General features: G+C 57.6%; 18 protein-coding genes and 1 tRNA gene. 9 read left to right on the top strand and 10 right to left on the bottom strand.

The features are described 5' to 3' along the window. The first annotated feature begins 137 nt into the window (after positions 1 to 137). Positions 138 to 1529: a GABA permease gene (gene gabP / locus ACQR3R_RS24730; protein ID WP_428276332.1), complete on the top strand. Its 1392-nt coding sequence runs from the start codon at positions 138 to 140 to the stop codon at positions 1527 to 1529. A 73-nt stretch (positions 1530 to 1602) separates the two neighbouring features. Here gabP and ACQR3R_RS24725 read toward each other — a convergent pair whose 3' ends face one another. Genes ACQR3R_RS24725 through ACQR3R_RS24715 form a run of 3 tightly spaced genes read right to left on the bottom strand, consistent with a single transcriptional unit; the run spans position 1603 to position 3487 of the window. Beyond that, positions 1603 to 2055: a hypothetical protein gene (locus ACQR3R_RS24725; RefSeq protein ID WP_428276330.1), complete on the bottom strand. Its 453-nt coding sequence runs from the start codon at positions 2053 to 2055 to the stop codon at positions 1603 to 1605. A gap of 6 nt (positions 2056 to 2061) precedes the next feature. Then, the gene (locus ACQR3R_RS24720) at positions 2062 to 2478 is read right to left on the bottom strand and encodes a hypothetical protein (RefSeq protein ID WP_428276328.1); all 417 of its coding nucleotides are present in this window, start codon (positions 2476 to 2478) and stop codon (positions 2062 to 2064) included. A gap of 37 nt (positions 2479 to 2515) precedes the next feature. Then, positions 2516 to 3487 (bottom strand): alpha/beta fold hydrolase, encoded by a 972-nt coding sequence (locus tag ACQR3R_RS24715; RefSeq protein ID WP_428276326.1) that lies wholly within the window; start codon positions 3485 to 3487, stop codon positions 2516 to 2518. 195 nt (positions 3488 to 3682) lie between these two features. On the opposite strand from ACQR3R_RS24715, the gene ACQR3R_RS24710 reads away from it, so the two are divergent. Continuing rightward, positions 3683 to 4132, top strand: a complete 450-nt coding sequence (locus ACQR3R_RS24710; protein ID WP_428276325.1) for a hypothetical protein — start codon at positions 3683 to 3685, stop codon at positions 4130 to 4132. Between the two features lie 268 nt (positions 4133 to 4400). On the opposite strand, the gene ACQR3R_RS24705 is transcribed toward ACQR3R_RS24710, so the two are convergent. From ACQR3R_RS24705 to ACQR3R_RS24680, 6 genes are all read right to left on the bottom strand, one after another. After that, positions 4401 to 4838: a hypothetical protein gene (locus tag ACQR3R_RS24705; RefSeq protein WP_428276323.1), complete on the bottom strand. Its 438-nt coding sequence runs from the start codon at positions 4836 to 4838 to the stop codon at positions 4401 to 4403. A gap of 232 nt (positions 4839 to 5070) precedes the next feature. Then, positions 5071 to 5146: transfer RNA gene (locus ACQR3R_RS24700), tRNA-Phe, on the bottom strand. A gap of 103 nt (positions 5147 to 5249) precedes the next feature. Then, positions 5250 to 5522, bottom strand: coding sequence for an oxidative damage protection protein (locus ACQR3R_RS24695; RefSeq protein ID WP_428276321.1), 273 nt, complete (start codon positions 5520 to 5522; stop codon positions 5250 to 5252). Further along, a complete protein-coding gene (mutY, locus tag ACQR3R_RS24690; protein ID WP_428276319.1) occupies positions 5519 to 6586 on the bottom strand; it encodes an A/G-specific adenine glycosylase in 1068 nt (355 codons plus the stop codon). The genes ACQR3R_RS24695 and mutY overlap by 4 nt, the downstream gene beginning before the upstream one ends. Then, a complete protein-coding gene (locus ACQR3R_RS24685) occupies positions 6583 to 8811 on the bottom strand; it encodes an AsmA family protein (RefSeq protein ID WP_428276317.1) in 2229 nt (742 codons plus the stop codon). The genes mutY and ACQR3R_RS24685 overlap by 4 nt, the downstream gene beginning before the upstream one ends. A gap of 78 nt (positions 8812 to 8889) precedes the next feature. Next, entirely contained in the window at positions 8890 to 9294 is a 405-nt protein-coding gene (locus tag ACQR3R_RS24680; protein ID WP_428276315.1) for an acetyl-CoA sensor PanZ family protein, read from the bottom strand. Between the two features lie 219 nt (positions 9295 to 9513). On the opposite strand from ACQR3R_RS24680, the gene ACQR3R_RS24675 reads away from it, so the two are divergent. The 7 genes from ACQR3R_RS24675 to ACQR3R_RS24645 all read left to right on the top strand — a co-directional run bounded on the left by ACQR3R_RS24675 (position 9514) and on the right by ACQR3R_RS24645 (position 15328). After that, positions 9514 to 11178: an MFS transporter gene (locus tag ACQR3R_RS24675; RefSeq protein ID WP_428276313.1), complete on the top strand. Its 1665-nt coding sequence runs from the start codon at positions 9514 to 9516 to the stop codon at positions 11176 to 11178. Between the two features lie 267 nt (positions 11179 to 11445). Beyond that, positions 11446 to 12039: an imidazoleglycerol-phosphate dehydratase HisB gene (gene hisB / locus ACQR3R_RS24670; protein WP_003218037.1), complete on the top strand. Its 594-nt coding sequence runs from the start codon at positions 11446 to 11448 to the stop codon at positions 12037 to 12039. Beyond that, on the top strand, positions 12039 to 12677 hold the full coding sequence (gene hisH / locus ACQR3R_RS24665; protein ID WP_428276310.1) for an imidazole glycerol phosphate synthase subunit HisH: 639 nt from the start codon (positions 12039 to 12041) through the stop codon (positions 12675 to 12677). Before hisB ends, hisH begins: the two co-directional genes overlap by 1 nt. Continuing rightward, positions 12678 to 12935: a DUF2164 family protein gene (locus ACQR3R_RS24660; protein ID WP_428276308.1), complete on the top strand. Its 258-nt coding sequence runs from the start codon at positions 12678 to 12680 to the stop codon at positions 12933 to 12935. Between the two features lie 42 nt (positions 12936 to 12977). Then, complete coding sequence (hisA, locus tag ACQR3R_RS24655) at positions 12978 to 13715, top strand: 1-(5-phosphoribosyl)-5-[(5-phosphoribosylamino)methylideneamino]imidazole-4-carboxamide isomerase (protein WP_428276306.1); 738 nt, start codon at positions 12978 to 12980, stop codon at positions 13713 to 13715. Between the two features lie 9 nt (positions 13716 to 13724). Next, the gene (hisF, locus tag ACQR3R_RS24650; protein ID WP_007949037.1) at positions 13725 to 14495 is read left to right on the top strand and encodes an imidazole glycerol phosphate synthase subunit HisF; all 771 of its coding nucleotides are present in this window, start codon (positions 13725 to 13727) and stop codon (positions 14493 to 14495) included. A gap of 77 nt (positions 14496 to 14572) precedes the next feature. Further along, positions 14573 to 15328, top strand: a complete 756-nt coding sequence (locus ACQR3R_RS24645; protein WP_428276303.1) for a transporter substrate-binding domain-containing protein — start codon at positions 14573 to 14575, stop codon at positions 15326 to 15328. Here ACQR3R_RS24645 and ACQR3R_RS24640 read toward each other — a convergent pair. After that, positions 15309 to 16592, bottom strand: a complete 1284-nt coding sequence (locus ACQR3R_RS24640; RefSeq protein ID WP_428276301.1) for a Vps62-related protein — start codon at positions 16590 to 16592, stop codon at positions 15309 to 15311. The two genes, ACQR3R_RS24645 and ACQR3R_RS24640, sit on opposite strands and share 20 nt — an antisense overlap. Positions 16593 to 16666 lie beyond the last annotated feature (74 nt).

The raw sequence follows: 16666 nt of genomic DNA, 5'->3' as shown, positions 1-16666 counted from the left end.
CCCGGTGCCTGGGGAGTTTGTAACATTTTGGCGCAATTATTGCGTGCAGAATAATGAACGCCCCGTTGGATTCTTTTTACGAGAAGGAGTCCCGAGCGGGATGCACGTATTCGCTTTTCCTTACAAAGGTAGTTTCAATGAGCAGTACCCAAAGCTCTAACGGCCTCGAACAGGGGCTTAAACCGCGTCATGTGACCATGTTGTCGATCGCCGGGGTTATCGGCGCTGGTCTTTTTGTGGGTTCTGGCCATGCTATCGCTGCCGCAGGGCCCGCCGTGTTGTTGGCTTACGCCGCTGCTGGCACCTTGGTGGTACTGGTCATGCGCATGCTCGGTGAAATGGCCGTGTCTTCGCCGGACACTGGCTCTTTTTCGACCTACGCCGACCGCGCGATTGGCCACTGGGCAGGTTTCACTATCGGCTGGTTGTACTGGTGGTTCTGGGTGTTGGTCATTCCGCTGGAGGCAAACGCCGCCGCCACTATCCTGCATGCGTGGTTCCCGAACGTCGCGATCTGGGCATTCACGCTCATCATCACGCTGCTGCTGACCGTCACCAATCTGTTCAGTGTGAAGAACTACGGCGAGTTCGAGTTCTGGTTTGCGTTGATTAAAGTGGTGGCGATCATCGGCTTCGTCGGCCTTGGCATTCTGGCAATCTTTGGTTTCCTGCCGACCAGTCAGGTCAGCGGTGTTTCGCATCTGTTCGACACGCAAGGTTTCCTGCCAAATGGCATGGGCGCCGTGTTGGCGGCCATGCTGACTACCATGTTCTCGTTCATGGGCACCGAAATCGTCACCATTGCTGCCGCTGAATCGAAGAACCCGGGCCAGCAGATTTCCAAAGCCACTAACTCGGTGATCTGGCGGATCGGTTTGTTCTATCTGGTGTCGATTTTCATCGTTGTTGCACTGGTGCCCTGGAACGATCCGGCCCTGACCAGCGTCGGCTCCTATCAAACCGTCCTGGAGCGTATGGGCATCCCGAACGCCAAGCTGATCGTCGACCTCGTGGTGTTGGTGGCCGTCACCAGTTGCTTGAACTCGGCGCTCTACACCGCCTCGCGGATGATGTTTTCCCTGGGCAAACGCGGTGATGCACCGGCCGTGTCCCAGCGCACCAACAAAAGCGGCACGCCTTACTGGGCAGTGATTCTGTCCACCGCTGCAGCCTTCCTCGCCGTGTTCGCCAACTACGTGGCCCCGGCCGCCGTGTTCGAATTCCTGCTGGCCAGTTCTGGCGCAATCGCGCTGCTGGTGTACCTCGTCATCGCGGTGTCACAACTGCGCATGCGGCAGAAGCGCAACGCTGCTGGCGAGAAAATCGAGTTCCGTATGTGGCTGTTCCCAGGCCTGACGTATGCGGTAATTGTGTTCATCGTCGGCGTGCTGACGATCATGCTGTTCCAGGAAGCCCGCCGCGTGGAAATCCTCGCGACCGGTTTGCTGAGCGTGCTGGTGGTGGCTGCCGGTCTGTTCGTGGCTCGTCGTCGCAAACTGGAAAAACGTGGCGCGGTGGCACTGAACTGATTCACGCCGCGTAACGCAAAACGGCCGCTGTCAGTGATGACAAGCGGCCGTTTTTATTTGCGAATGGCAGCCGTTACTCGGTTTTTTCATCCGGCGCGTCGAGCGTCTGGCGATAAACGTCCAGTGTGTCGGTGAAGTCGGTAATGAACTGCGGGTCGGTCAGCCAGGCTTGAGCGGTGTCGCGGTCCATGCCGTCCGCCCACATGCGGTAATCAATCAGCATGTCGGCTGCCAGGTGAGTGGCGGCCATGGCTTCGTTGTCGGCATTTTCCATGTCCAGCAATTCTGGATGGTCTTTGATGATGGCGGCGAGGTTGATCAACAAGACCAGCAACATTTCTTTGCGGCTGATGACCTCCGCGTCGCGCATTTTGCTGAACATTGCCAGGGTGTACTCCGGAATCGGCTCGCCGATATCACCCAGGTCATCGTCCAGATCGGCAGGTTTTCTGCCGTGGATGTTGATCTGCTTGGCTTTGATTTTTGCGCGCTTGGCGCGTTTCTGTTGCTTGTTCAGGGAGGCCATGGGAGCTCAGTTGGTTTTCTGTTGGGTTTGGGCCGCGATGGCGTCGGACGCCGCCACGTAGTCAGCCTGGAAGGCCGGGGATTCGATCCACGCCAATGCGCCGGCTTCGTCTGCTTCGGTCGACCATTGGCGATACTCGATCAGCGCCGCGAGGATGAAGTCCATCGCGCCTTCTTCGCCTTCCTGCTCATACACCAGCGTCAGCAATGGGTCTTCGAGAAAGGCTGCGCACATCGCTTGCTGGCTGATTTTTTCGGCATCGATCATGGTCTTGAACAGCTCGGTCAAGTCCACCGACTCGAAGTCGATACGATCATCGTTCGGGTCCAGCTCCACCGGCGCGGCGGCTCGCTGGGTGCGGTTCTGCTTGGCCTTGGCTTTGGCGCGAGTGGCGCGTTTTTGCTGCTTGTTGGCGGAGGCCATGGGCATCGTTCCGTATTTCGTTGAATGAGTGCATCGGTCAGCTGCGTGGTACTGGCCGCCCTGGGGTATCGGGGGCCAGTTCGCCGGTCTGCAGCCAGGCCAATGCAATGGGCCATAGTGTGGCTTGGTATGCGCTGCGAAAAAAGGCGAAATGTCCGACTTCTTTTTCGCCGATGTCCTCGGGCGTGATGCGCCAGTGGCTATTCGTGCCGCGCGTGAAGTAACCGAGCAGGCGTTCGATGGCTGGAATGGTGCCGTAAGGATCATCGCTGATGCTGATCGCCAGGGTTTTCGCCGTGACGTTGGCGAAGGGCAGGGCGCCGGTCTTTTGCTGAATGGCACGACCGCTTGGGCGCTTCTCATAGGTTGAAGTGGGCGTGCACCAGTCGCGAACCACGCCGGCGGGAGTGTCCTCAAGCCAGCCGAGGCGTTTTCCCGGAAAGTAGCCGTAGAACAGCGTGACCAGCGGCATCACCAGATGCCATTTGCCGAACATCCGCCAACGGTGAGCCGGCGCATAGTCGCGCCAGTAAGCGAATTGCGCGCCGACGGTAACCAGGCGTCTGATCAAATGCCCGGAGGCGCCAAGGCCCGCTGCACAGCCGCCAAAGCTGTGGCCGATGACATCGATGGGCTGGCCTGGGAATTCACGCTGAGCGCGTTTTAGCATCGCCTCGAAGTCCAGCGTGCCCCAGTCGGACCACGAAGCATCGAGGTGTTTAAGCGACGCGGGCCGGGATTCGCCGATGCCGCGATAGTCGAACGTGATGACGTCATAGCCATTGGCAAACAGGTAATCGGCGAACCGCGAATAATGTCGGCAGCGGACAGAGGTGGCGGCGTTGATGATTGCGACCGGGCGAGCGCTGTCGCAAGTGGCATTTCGCCAAGTGAAGCCGCCCAGCAGGAAACCGTCTGCGGCGTGCTCCTTGAAGGGCGCGCCGGGCTGTGGGGTTGGCGGCGGGTCGGTCAGCGTTGCGGCCCGCTCGGGCGTATCCTGCACATTCATCGATTTTTGACCTTGGCAGATAGCTGCCAACAATAGCCTTCAGGTACCGGATGGACAATCTGTCAGCGCTTGAGCAATACAGCGTGTAGTCCGATTCGCAGTGAGTGCAAGTACCAATCAATCTAAAACTTGGGCACCCGGTCGCCAATCAAAAAGGCATAGCAATCAGTTATTCAGAGCCCGGGAGCAACCCTCATGAAACACCTGACTGCATTCTTTCTGCCGCTTGTTGCGGTCAGCTATTTGCTGCTGCCGGCCCATTCATACGCCGCCACTGGCGAGCCGATCGACAGTTCCGGCGTGCAGATCCAGCGTCAGGATCAAAATGGCATTGCGTACCTGTCCGGGGGGATTGGCGAAGATGAGGCCAAAGCCATTCAGCAGGCGACGGGTTACAACCTGCACATGACGTTTTCAATCGGGCCGGAGGGTAAATACGTTCCGGATGTGGATGTGGTGGTGCAGAAGGCTAAAGGTGAAACCGTATTGAAGCTGAATCAGGCCGGCCCGCTGGTTTATGTGCAACTACCGCCCGGTAAATATACGGTTGCCGCGACCCGCAACGGCAAGGTGCAGCACAACACCACGGATGTCGGCACCAGCACTGCACGCAATCTGGTTTTTCATTGGAATGCCGACGAATAAATACCGCTGATGTGAGCGCAGACCTTTTAGTGCGTTGAAAATTTACAGCGTTATGCGGGTTTTTTAGTGTGAGAATTTAAAGCCAGAAATGATCGGCGTTGCGCCGTTGATCATTGTAAAGACGCCGACTGAAAGCACGAAATGGCTCCCAACACTCAAAACCGCAAACAGCCGTTTTTATCGGCTGTTTGCGCAATGCCGCGCGCGGTGTCGGGGGTTTGCCACTGCGCACAGGTTGGTTTACTGCACAATCACTAGGGGTAGGACGTTAGCGGATGCTGACGATGTTGCCTTTGTTGCCTTTCACCGTGACGGAGACTTTCTTGAAGATGAAGTAGTTTTCTTCACTCACTTCGTAGCGCGGGGCGACGATCAGGTCGGCTCCGGAGGACTTTACCGCTTTGTAAGCGGCAGCCGATTTAACTGCAGTGACTGGATCCAGGCCCAGACCGCCCAAGCCACCGCTCTGACCGCCATAGCTCACGCCATCGGCAAATTGAGAATCGCCACCGAACTTGAGGACGCCGAACAGGATATTGACGGATGACTGGCCGGAGATGGCCTCACCAACAGTGATGTCCGCTTTCAGGTCTGCTTTTACGGTGCTGTCGATCGCCGACGTCGGTTGGCTCTGGTTGTAGCTGACGCAGCCGCTGGCTGTCGCAATGAGGGTCGACAGGGTGAGCATTTTCAGAAGCGTATTCAAGAAATGTATCCTTACATTGAAGCGTTGAATGCAGGCAGATCGCTGCGGCACAAGTTTCACGTTGTAAGGAGGCGGGCTTCAATAAGACGAATCCTAGAGTGACGTGTGAAGACCGGGACGCTACCGAGAGGAAGAAGACGTGGAAGGCGTGGGATATTTCGTCGCAGCCTGAATTTGCCAAATCCCAGGCATAAAAAAACCCTGAATCTTGCGATTCAGGGTTTTCGGTATTTGGTGCCCAGAGACGGAATCGAACCGCCGACACGGGGATTTTCAATCCCCTGCTCTACCGACTGAGCTATCTGGGCAACGGGGCGCATTAAACTGGTTTTTCAGGGGGTCGTCAAGCAAGTTTTCAAAAAATATTTAATTATTACCGTCGCTTACGATCCGCCCCCTGAAAAAGCGGGATTACTCCGCTGGCGGAACGTAGCCGTCAGCCTTGGCGTATTCCTCGCCGGAGAAGTACTTGTCCATCTCGCCCTGAAGATATTTGCGGTCTTCGGCGTTCATCATGTTCAGGCGTTTTTCATTGATCAGCAGCGTCTGATGTTTCTGCCAGTCAGCCCACGCCTTGGCCGAGACGTTGTCAAAAATGTCCTGGCCTTTTGCGCCCGGGAATGGCGCGCGCTCTAAGGCGGGCAATTGTTCTTTGTACTTGCGGCACATGATGGTGCGGGTCATGACAACTCTCCTGCGTTCAATACGGCGGCCGCGCGTTCGAGCAAGGTTTTGACCGGGGCGGCAAGGCCCAGGCGCGGCGGGGTGGCGAGGTTATACCAGAGCCAGTCGGCCTCGGCCATGTGATGGGCGGACTCCTGGACCTGAACCAGCCAGGGTTCGATGGATAACTGAAAGTGGCTGAAGGTGTGTACCAGGCTTGGCAAGGCCTGTTGCGTTCCCAGCTCCAGAGAGTGCTGCGACGCCAGATGTTGCAGGTCGTCGAGGTCATCAAGCTCCGGCAAGCTCCACAAACCACCCCACAGGCCCGTGGAAGGGCGACGGTAGAGCAGAATCGCGCCGTCGCTGTTGGCCAGCATCGGCATCAGCGTGCGCTTCTGTGGCACGGCTTTACGCGGTTTGGGGATCGGGTAGCGGGTTTCCAGGCCTAGCATGTGCGCTTCGCAGCCTTTTTCCAGCGGACAGAGCAGGCAGCTCGGTTTGCTGCGGGTACACAACGTGGCGCCCAGATCCATCATCGCCTGGGTGTAGGCGTTGACCCGGTCATGCGGGGTAAAGCGCTCAGCGTTCGCCCACAGCTGCTTGGCGACCTTCGGCTCGCCTGGGTAACCCTCTTGCGCCGTAAAGCGCGCCAGCACCCGTTTAACGTTGCCATCCAGAATCGGAGCCCGCAGGCCCATGCTCAGGCTGGCGATAGCGCCAGCAGTCGATAGGCCGATGCCCGGCAATTCAACCAGTTTTTCAACGTCGGCGGGAAATTCGCCGCCGTATTCAGCGACGATGATTTTCGCGGTTTTCTGCAAATTGCGCGCGCGGGTGTAGTAGCCGAGGCCGGTCCACAGGTGCAGCACTTCGTCTTCTGGCGCAGCCGCCAGCGCTTCTACCGTCGGCAACGACGCCATGAATCGGTCGAAGTAGTTCAGCACGGTGCTGACCTGGGTTTGCTGCAGCATTATTTCCGAGACCCACACCCGATAAGGCGTAATGCCCTGCTGCCAGGGCAAATCGTGGCGGCCGTGGCGGTCATACCAATCCAGTACCGCCGATGAAAACTGCTCGGCTCTCATCGCTTGAACAGCCCCTTCAGTGCGTTTTTCAGTTCTGGGCTGACTTTGTCGCCAAGTTTCTCATTGATTTTTTCACTGAGCTTGTCGCCTGCCAGTTTGGTGGCAACCTGGCCCAAGCGTTCGTTATCGATACGGCAGGCCTTGGCGCCGAGCTCCAGCGGACCACGGCAGCGCAACGGCCACTCAATGCCCACGAACTTCTCGCCGACCTGACAGGCCGGGTCTGGCATGTCGCTCTTGTCGCCTTCGACGATGATGCCCACGCGATAATCCATACCCAACACGCGCAAGTCGACGTCGCCATCGCCATTGACGGTCATGCCGGGGATGCGCACTTTCAGGTCCGGGTTGCTGGCGACGCCGTTACGGAAGGTCAGGTTGCCCTTGAGCTCCTGGAACGGCGTGTCTTTGCCGCGTGGTTCACCGCTGAGGGTTTTGCGGTTGAGGGTGGCGATGCCTTTGCACAATTGCTGTTCGAGGTTGGCATTCAGCAGCACGCCATTGTTGATCACAAAACTGGCGTTGCCGTTAAGGCTGTCGATCAGCGCTTTCTGGCTGTTGCCGCTGCCGGTCAGGTTGCTGTTGAGTGTGACCAGACCTTTGACCGGTGGATTTTTACCCTGGCTTTCGAGGATTTTTTCAACCGGCACTTTGCTGATGCTGGTCTGCATGTTCAGAGCTGGCACCTGTTGGCGCACATCAAGGGTGCCTTTGGCTGCGAAGTTGCCGCCATACAGGTCGCCACGCAGATTCTCCAGGTTCAGCAATCCTCCCTGGCCGCTGGCCTTGAGCGCAGCGTTCTGGATCGGCAGTTTCTCGAGGGTCAGCTGGCCAAAGGTCAGGTCGGCGTCCACATCGAGTTTGGCCAAGCGCTCAACCGGCAACAGACGTTCGGTGCTCCACGCGCCCTTGGTCGGTTTATCTGGCAGCGGTGTACTGCCGGCGCCGGCCATGGCATCGGCTTCGGTGCTGGCCACTTCGGCCTGGCGCACTTGCGTTGCACTGTTGGCCTCGGCGGATTTTGGCGGCAGGTAACGGTCAACGTTAAAGGTGTCAGCCTTGAGCACTGCCCGCAGCGATTGCTTGGCAAAGTCTTCGACGGCAATGCGGCCGCTGAAGCTGCTGTCATCGACTTTCAGGTTGATATTGTCGAACGAAACGCTGGACGGCGTGGCAGCCACGCGGCTTACCAGTTCAACTTTGCTCAGGCTGCCCTCGGCCATGGCCGGAAGCGTCTGGCCAATGCTGTCGACGAACTTCGCCAGATCAAACTGGGCAATCGACAGTCCACCACTGATTTGCGGGGTTTTGTCGAGGTCGTTGGCCTTCAGTTCGCCCAATGCGCGCAGTTGGTTGACAGAAAGCTTGATGCCGGTCCATTCGGCGACGTTCGCCGCCTTATCCAGCAGCAATTGGCCTTGTGCGGAGAACGTCACGGTTTTGCCCTGCAGCGGGTCGCCCGCGACTTCACCGGAAAGCTTCATGTCTTCGAACTTGTAGCGCTGCAATGCGCGTTCGATGCGCAGCTCACCGTTGAGTTCGGTGCGCACTCGCAGCACTGGCTGGTTGGTGCCCAAAAATGCGGTGAGCTTGACCGGAATATTGGTCGAGTCATGCACCGCGCCGGTGCTGAGCTGGATGCTCTCGGCGCTGAATTGCTTGCCGGTCTTCTCGTCGTTGTATTCAACCCGTGCATTGTTGACGGTCAGGCTGTCGATATCGAGACGAATAGGCTGAGGCGGCTTCTCAGCCTTCACGGTAGCTTCAGGGGCGGGCGCCGGTTCGCCGGTGGTGGCTGGCGTCGCCGGAATGGCCGGCGCGGGGACCTTGCCGATGTCTTCCCAGTTGCCATGGCCGTCCTTGTCGCGGTTAAGGCGCAAGTTCAGGCCCTCAACGCGTACATCGCTCATTTGCACCTCACGGCGCAGCAGCGGCAGAACACGCACCGACAGGCCCAGCATCTGCAAATCTGCGAACGGCTCTGTGGGCTTTACCAGGGTCGCGACGCTGGCTTCGTGCAATTCCAGGCCCAGCCACGGGAACAGACTCCACCCGATGTCGCCATTGAGCGTCAGCTCGATGTGGGCCTTGTCGCGGGCAATCTGGCGAATCTCGTCTTTATAGTCATTGGGATCAAAGAGGTGGGTCAGGGCAAAGCCCAGCGCCACAATGATCAGCAATAGCCCGAGAAGCACCAGACCCAGGATTTTGCCGAACGCTTTCATGGGCGAGTCCTTGTAGTTAGTCGAATTCGAAATTTAGCGGGGGAGTATAGCGCTCCGAAGCGGACGACCGGTCAGCGATCATGTCGCGAGCACATCCAGCGGCACTTTCAGCTTGGCCGCCAACGCTTGTGCTTCAAGGTGTCCGGCAGGTGCCAGCAAATGCAATGTCGCACCCGATTGCGACGCCAATTTTCGCGCTTCGTTCACCAATCGTTCGGCAACACCACGGCGGCGGGTGATTTTTCGCACGCACAATTGAGACAGGTGCCACACCTGTGGCTGCCTTTGCAGGCGCGCTGCACCCAGCAAGCGATCATTGAAGCGTCCCGCGATCAGCGAGCCGTCCCGCAAGCAGCCTTCAATCAGCTGTACTTCCCCGGCGAAGGGTGCAAACAGCCAGTCTGGCGCGTCGCGGTAAATCTTTTGCAGGTCCTGATGATCCTGGTAAGTGGCTTCGGTCAGCGGCTCGACAACGATCGGCATGGCGGCTCCTTCAAGGGGCAAGATCAGATGACGGACAGAAGGTGATGTCATTTTGATTTTCTGTCACCTGCAGATGTTAACCTTTGCCAGTTCGCCCGTCCTTCTGCGACTTGTTGTCGCATCAAAATGAGCTTCACTCAAAAAACAGTCATGCCGGCGTGCATAAAGGCTGGGGTGGGGAGTTGCTGGCGAACCATACTAATAATTGGGGGATACACAATGAGCACTAGCACAACGGCGGACGGCTTTACTGCCGACCAGCCAGCGTTCCTGTCCAAGGAGCGCATCATCGCCAAGCCCGGTTTCAACCGTTGGCTGGTACCGCCGGCCGCATTGGCCATTCACCTGTGCATCGGCATGGCTTACGGCTTTTCGGTGTTTTGGCTGCCACTGTCCAAAGCGCTCGGTGTAACTGCTCCGGTAGCTTGCGCGCCGGACATGAGCTTCATCTCACAAGTGTTCTCGTCGCAATGTGATTGGCCGATCTCGATGCTTGGCTGGATCTACACCCTGTTCTTCATCTTCCTGGGCTGTTCGGCAGCTATCTGGGGCGGCTGGCTTGAACACGCAGGCCCGCGCAAGGCTGGCGTGGTATCGGCATTGTGCTGGTGTGGCGGTTTGCTGATCTCGGCGCTGGGCATTTATACCCACCAGATCTGGCTGATGTGGGTCGGTTCCGGGGTCATTGGCGGTATCGGCCTGGGCTTGGGTTATATCTCGCCAGTGTCGACCTTGATCAAGTGGTTCCCGGACAAGCGCGGCATGGCTACCGGTATGGCGATCATGGGTTTTGGCGGTGGCGCGATGGTTGGCGCACCGCTGGCTGCGGCGCTGATGGGCCACTTTGCCTCGTCGACCGGCGTAGGTGTTTGGCAAGCGTTCCTGGTCATGGCCGCGATTTATTTTGTGTTCATGATTGGCGGCGCGTTGTCGTACCGCGTTCCGCCGACTGGCTGGAAGCCTGAGGGCTGGACTGCTCCGGCGAAAAAAGCCTCGAACGCGATGATCACCCATCGCCACGTGCACGTGAATGTGGCGTGGAAAACCCCGCAATTCCGTCTGGTGTGGCTGGTGTTGTGCCTGAACGTATCAGCCGGTATCGGCATCCTCGGCATGGCGTCGCCGCTGCTGCAGGAAGTATTCGGTGGCAAATTGATCGGTGTTGACCTGCCTTTCGGTCAATTGAACGCCGGGCAACTGGCGTCTATTGCTGCAATTGCGGCTGGTTTCACCGGTTTGCTGAGCCTGTTCAACATCGGTGGCCGGTTCTTCTGGGCATCGTTCTCCGATTACCTGGGTCGTAAAAACACTTACTTCGTGTTCTTTGCCTTGGGTTTTGCGTTGTACGCGCTTATCCCTAACCTCGGTCATTTGGGCAACGTGGCGCTGTTCGTGGCGGCGTTCTGCATCATCCTGTCGATGTACGGCGGTGGTTTTGCGACCGTGCCGGCGTACCTCGCTGACCTGTTCGGTACGCAAATGGTCGGTGCCATCCATGGTCGTCTGTTGACGGCTTGGGCTGCTGCGGGCGTGTTGGGTCCGGTGTTGGTGAACTACTTGCGTGAGTATCAATTGAGCATCGGCGTCGAACGCGCCGCCGCTTACGACATCACGTTGTACATCCTCGCGGGCCTGCTGGTGCTGGGTTTCCTGTGCAACCTCATGGTTCGTCCGGTGGCCGACAAGTACTTCATGACCGACGCTGAACTGGCCGTCGAACAAGCTTTTGGCCACGACAAGGGCTCTGACAGCAGCACTGTGCTGGAGTGGAAAGCAACACCCGGCAGCAAGCCGCTGGTGATTGCGGCATGGCTGGCGGTTGGTATTCCGTTGGCGTGGGGTGTTTGGGTAACCCTGCAGAAGACCGCAGTATTGTTCCACTAAGTTAAGTAAACGCATCACCCCGTGGGAGCGAGCCTGCTCGCGAATGCGGCCTGACAGTCGACAGATATGTTGAATGTGAAGGCCTCTTCGCGAGCAGGCTCGCTCCCACATTAGTTTGAGGCGTCATCAAATTTGGTTGTACGGACATGTCTACCCGCGATAGCCGGGAGTTCTATCCGTCAGTCATATCACCTCTCGTGTTTCTGTTTGCCGCCCGCGCCCCTATAATGGCTGCCTTTTTCGCCCAATGATTTTGCGGAGCTGGTGATGGCCGAACGTAAGGCGTCAGTCGAGCGCGACACTCTGGAAACCCAGATCAAAGCCTCGATCAACCTGGATGGCACCGGAAAGGCCCGATTTGATATCGGTGTTCCTTTTCTTGAGCACATGCTGGACCAGATCGCCCGTCACGGGCTGATCGACCTGGATATTGTCAGCAAGGGCGACCTGCATATCGACGACCACCACACAGTGGAAGACGTTGGTATCACTTTGGGTCAGGCTTTTGCCAAAGCGATCGGCGACAAAAAGGGCATCCGTCGTTACGGCCATGCTTATGTGCCGCTCGATGAAGCGCTGTCGCGGGTAGTGATCGACTTCTCTGGCCGTCCTGGCCTGCAGATGCACGTTCCTTACACTCGTGCCACCGTCGGCGGCTTCGATGTGGACTTGTTCCAGGAGTTCTTCCAGGGCTTCGTCAACCACGCGCTCGTCAGCCTGCACATCGACAACCTGCGTGGCACCAACACTCACCACCAGATCGAAACCGTGTTCAAGGCTTTCGGTCGCGCGTTGCGCATGGCGGTGGAACTCGATGACCGCATGGCCGGGCAGATGCCATCGACCAAGGGCGTTCTGTAATGCAGACGGTTGCGGTTATCGATTACGGCATGGGCAACCTGCACTCGGTGGCCAAGGCGCTAGAGCACGTCGGTGCCGGCAAGGTCTTGATCACCAGCGATGCCGACGTGATTCGCGAAGCTGACCGGGTGGTTTTCCCCGGTGTCGGCGCGATTCGCGATTGCATGGCGGAGATCCGTCGCCTGGGCTTCGACTTGCTGGTGCGTGAAGTCAGCCAAGACCGTCCATTCCTCGGCATTTGTGTGGGCATGCAAGCCCTGCTCGACAGCAGCGAAGAAAACGCCGGCGTCGACTGCATCGGTCTGTTCCCTGGCGAAGTGAAATTCTTCGGCAAGGACCTGCATGAAGACGGTGAGCACTTGAAAGTCCCGCACATGGGCTGGAACGAAGTGAAGCAGACGGTGAGTCATCCGCTGTGGCACAACATTCCAGACTTGGCGCGTTTCTATTTCGTGCACAGCTACTACATCGCTGCCGCCAACGCGCGGCAAGTGGTCGGTGGTGGTCATTACGGTGTTGATTTCGCCGCGGCGCTGGCCGATGGATCGCGTTTCGCCGTGCAGTTCCACCCGGAGAAAAGCCATAACCATGGCCTGCAGTTGCTGCAGAACTTCGCTGCGTGGGACGGTCGCTGGTAAATGGCTATCAAGAAAAAGCCGCCGATCCTGACCCTCACTCCCGAGCAGGAGAACGAGGCAAATCACAAGATCAAGCGCTTCATGGAAGATCGCTTCGAACTGGAACTGGGTTCGTTCGAAGCGGCTGAAATTCTTGAGCTGTTTACCCGTGAAATTGCCCCGCATTATTACAACAGGGCGATTTTCGATGTGCAGACGCACCTCAAAGAGAGGTTCGAAAGCATCGAAAGCGACTTGTGGGCGCTCGAGAAAAACTGATTTCCGAGCGAAGCTGAATACTCGAATTTGAAGGTTTGCCAGATGCTGATTATTCCCGCTATCGATCTCAAGGACGGTGCCTGTGTTCGTCTGCGCCAGGGCCGCATGGAAGATTCCACAGTGTTCTCCGATGACCCGGTGAGCATGGCTGCCAAGTGGGTGGACGGCGGCTGCCGCCGTCTGCATCTGGTCGACCTGAACGGTGCTTTCGAAGGCCAGCCGGTCAATGGTGAAGTCGTCACCGCCATCGCCAAGCGCTACCCGAACCTGCCGATTCAGATCGGCGGCGGTATCCGCTCGCTCGAAACCATTGAGCACTACGTCAAAGCCGGCGTGAGCTACGTGATCATCGGCACCAAAGCCGTGAAAGATCCGGCGTTTGTGGCTGAAGCCTGTCGCGCCTTTCCGGGCAAGGTGATTGTCGGTCTGGATGCCAAGGATGGTTTTGTCGCCACCGACGGCTGGGCTGAAATCAGCACCATTCAGGTGATCGATCTGGCGAAGCAATTTGAAGCCGATGGTGTGTCTGCGATCGTTTATACCGACATTGCCAAAGACGGCATGATGCAGGGCTGCAACGTGTCCTATACAGCAGCGCTGGCTGCCGCCACACGCATTCCGGTCATCGCCTCCGGCGGTATTCATAACCTGGGCGACATCAAGTCGCTGCTCGACGCGAAGGCGCCGGGCATCATCGGCGCGATCACCGGCCGGGCGATCTACGAAGGCACCCTCGACGTCGCTGAAGCGCAAGCTTTCTGCGATTCGTACAAAGGCTGAGGACTGACCATGGCGCTGGCCAAACGCATCATCCCTTGCCTGGACGTGGATAACGGCCGCGTGGTCAAGGGCGTCAAGTTCGAGAATATTCGTGATGCCGGCGACCCGGTGGAAATCGCCCGTCGCTACGATGAGCAAGGTGCCGACGAGATTACCTTTCTCGACATCACCGCCAGTGTCGATGGCCGAGACACCACGTTGCATACCGTTGAGCGCATGGCCAGCCAGGTGTTCATCCCGCTGACAGTGGGCGGTGGCGTACGTACCGTGCAAGACATCCGCAACTTGCTGAATGCCGGTGCGGACAAGGTATCGATCAACACGGCAGCGGTGTTCAACCCTGAGTTTGTGGGCGAAGCGGCGCAGCATTTCGGCTCGCAATGCATCGTCGTTGCCATCGATGCGAAGAAGGTTTCACTGCCGGGTGAGACACCGCGCTGGGAAATCTTCACCCACGGTGGCCGCAAACCAACGGGGCTCGATGCCGTGGAGTGGGCAAAGAAAATGGAAGGCCTCGGTGCGGGCGAGATTCTGCTGACCAGCATGGATCAGGACGGCATGAAAAACGGCTTCGACCTGGGTGTCACCCGAGCCATCAGCGATGCGCTGGGTATTCCGGTGATTGCTTCCGGTGGCGTCGGCAACCTGCAGCATCTGGCTGACGGTATCCTGGAGGGCCATGCCAGTGCGGTATTGGCTGCGAGTATTTTCCACTTTGGGGAGTACACGGTGCAGGAAGCCAAGGCTTACATGGCCCATCGCGGAATCGTGATGCGTTAAACAAACGATACAGGCCAGTGGACATCATGGCGGGCTCAAGGCACTCTTGGGTACGCCATGGATCTCGGTAGCCAGACATGTTTAAACGCCTTCTGCTTGTCCTTGCCAGCGCCTCAGTGTTGCTTCTCAATGGGGTACATGCTGCTGAAAATCCTGATACCGACCTGGTATTACTGACGGAAAACTTCCCGCCATACAACATGGCGAGGAATGGCAAAAACTTCGCTCAAGACGAGAACATCAATGGCATCGCCGTGGATATCGTCCGCGAAATGTTCAAGCGCGCCAATGTCACCTACAGCCTGACGCTGCGTTTCCCTTGGGAGCGAATCTACAAACTCGCCCTGGAAAAACCCGGCTATGGCGTATTTGTAATGGCCCGCTTGCCGGACCGTGAGAACCTCTTCAAGTGGGTTGGCCCTATTGGTCCGGATGACTGGATCATGTTGGCGAAGGCTGACAGCAAGATCAGCATCGAAACACTGGACCAGGCGCGCAAATACAAGATCGGTGCCTACAAGGGCGATGCGATTGCCGAGACGTTGGCCAAGCAAGGGCTAAAACCGATTGTCGTATTGCGTGATCAGGACAACGCGAAAAAACTGGTCAATGGCCAAATTGACTTGTGGGCCACCGGTGACCCGGCCGGGCGCTATCTTGCACGCCAGGACGGGGTAAACGGGCTCAAGACAGTGTTGCGTTTCAACAGCGCCGAGTTGTACCTGGCACTGAACAAAGAGGTGCCGCAAACAACTGTCGACAAGCTACAGGCTGCGCTGGATCAGATGCGTAAGGAAGGCGTTGTCGACGAAATCATGGGGCGGTATCTGTAGCGGCGGTTGAGTCATCCGGCGGTATCTGCGGATCAGACGCACGCTCAGCCATGTACAGGCTGTTGCCATCGATGTAGCTGACTTCGGCTGGCACCTCAGTATTGTCTGCTCGCAGCAGTCTGTAGGTACTCTGCAGCTCATACGCTGCAACGGCGCGTTTTTTCGCAACAACGGTAATGACCTCTACTGCAACCGGACCACTCCATCCTCCGGAGGGGCCGGTAAAAGCAAAACTTTCGTTCAGTCTTGCCGAGAACATGCCGGGATTTCGCACGGGCCATTGGCCGTCGATCGCGATAGAAGTTAGGCGCAAAAATATTCCCAGATTCCCATTGTTCTGTGGTCTGCGTGCTGACCATCTGTGGGTCTGGCTCGCCTCGCTTTCGTTGTTGGCGTATCCGACAAGTACATATTGGTCGGTTCTTTCCAGGCGATAGAAAGGCGATGTGCGTAATTGCTCGAGGGGCTTAAGGTCTGGGTCTGCCACGGTAAACCATGGAAGGCTGGCAATTTGAGTGAGCTTGGAAGGTTCACACGGTGAGGGTTGAATGCTCCTCGACAGCACTGGAACCGGCGGCGCAGGGCTGATGTGTAGAGGAATGTTCATGCGTAGCGCATACGCGGTGCTGTGTGTCACAGGTTTGTTGTAAGTGCTGACGCCGACGAAAGTGCCGGGTGCGAAGTAGATTTCTCCAGCCGATGCATCTGGCGGATAGATGCCCCAGGCACTGAAGCTCTGTTTGGCTCCGCTGCCCTTGTCGTTCCAGATCAAGTCGCTGATGGGCGAAGAAACAACCAGGTCTGCTCGCACGCATCGAATAGAGTTGAGCAAAGGTTTGTCACGGCCGTTGGAGCACACCTGCCCCAGTGCCACGTAACCTTCGGGAGGGATCGGTTGCCATATCGAGCAGTCCGCCTTCGCGCCGGAGCCTGTATCTTTCCAGACATTCTCGAAGTCCATGGGCGCCCTGAGTGCCGGCCCTTTACTGTCCTCGCCTGCCGGTTGTTCGCCCTCGCAAACAACCATCACCGCTCTTTTCTCGTTGATGTTGTCGTGTCCGTTTACAGCAACGTCGCCCAGAGGGAAAAATCCGGGTAGTAAATCAGCCGCTGGGGAGGGGCGCCAAAACGCTGCAAGCTTAGATTCTGAGCCGCTGCTGTCCCAGATACGGCGAAACTCCGTCGTAAAATTAATCAGCAGGTTATCGAATTTTATCGATTCCGTTAGCGTCGAGGCCAATGTGACAGTGTCATCGGTGTTCATAGTCAAATCCTGATAGTTGTATGGCAGATCGCAGAGCTGCGACCTGTTTCACGTCTTACTATCGGGAGTGTGGC

Origin of the sequence: Gordonia sp. IEGM753 (assembly GCF_050321825.1) — a bacterium.
Lineage (GTDB): Bacteria > Pseudomonadota > Gammaproteobacteria > Pseudomonadales > Pseudomonadaceae > Aquipseudomonas.
Note: the sequence above shows the minus strand (reverse complement) of the source record. Positions and strands in the feature narration are given on the sequence as shown.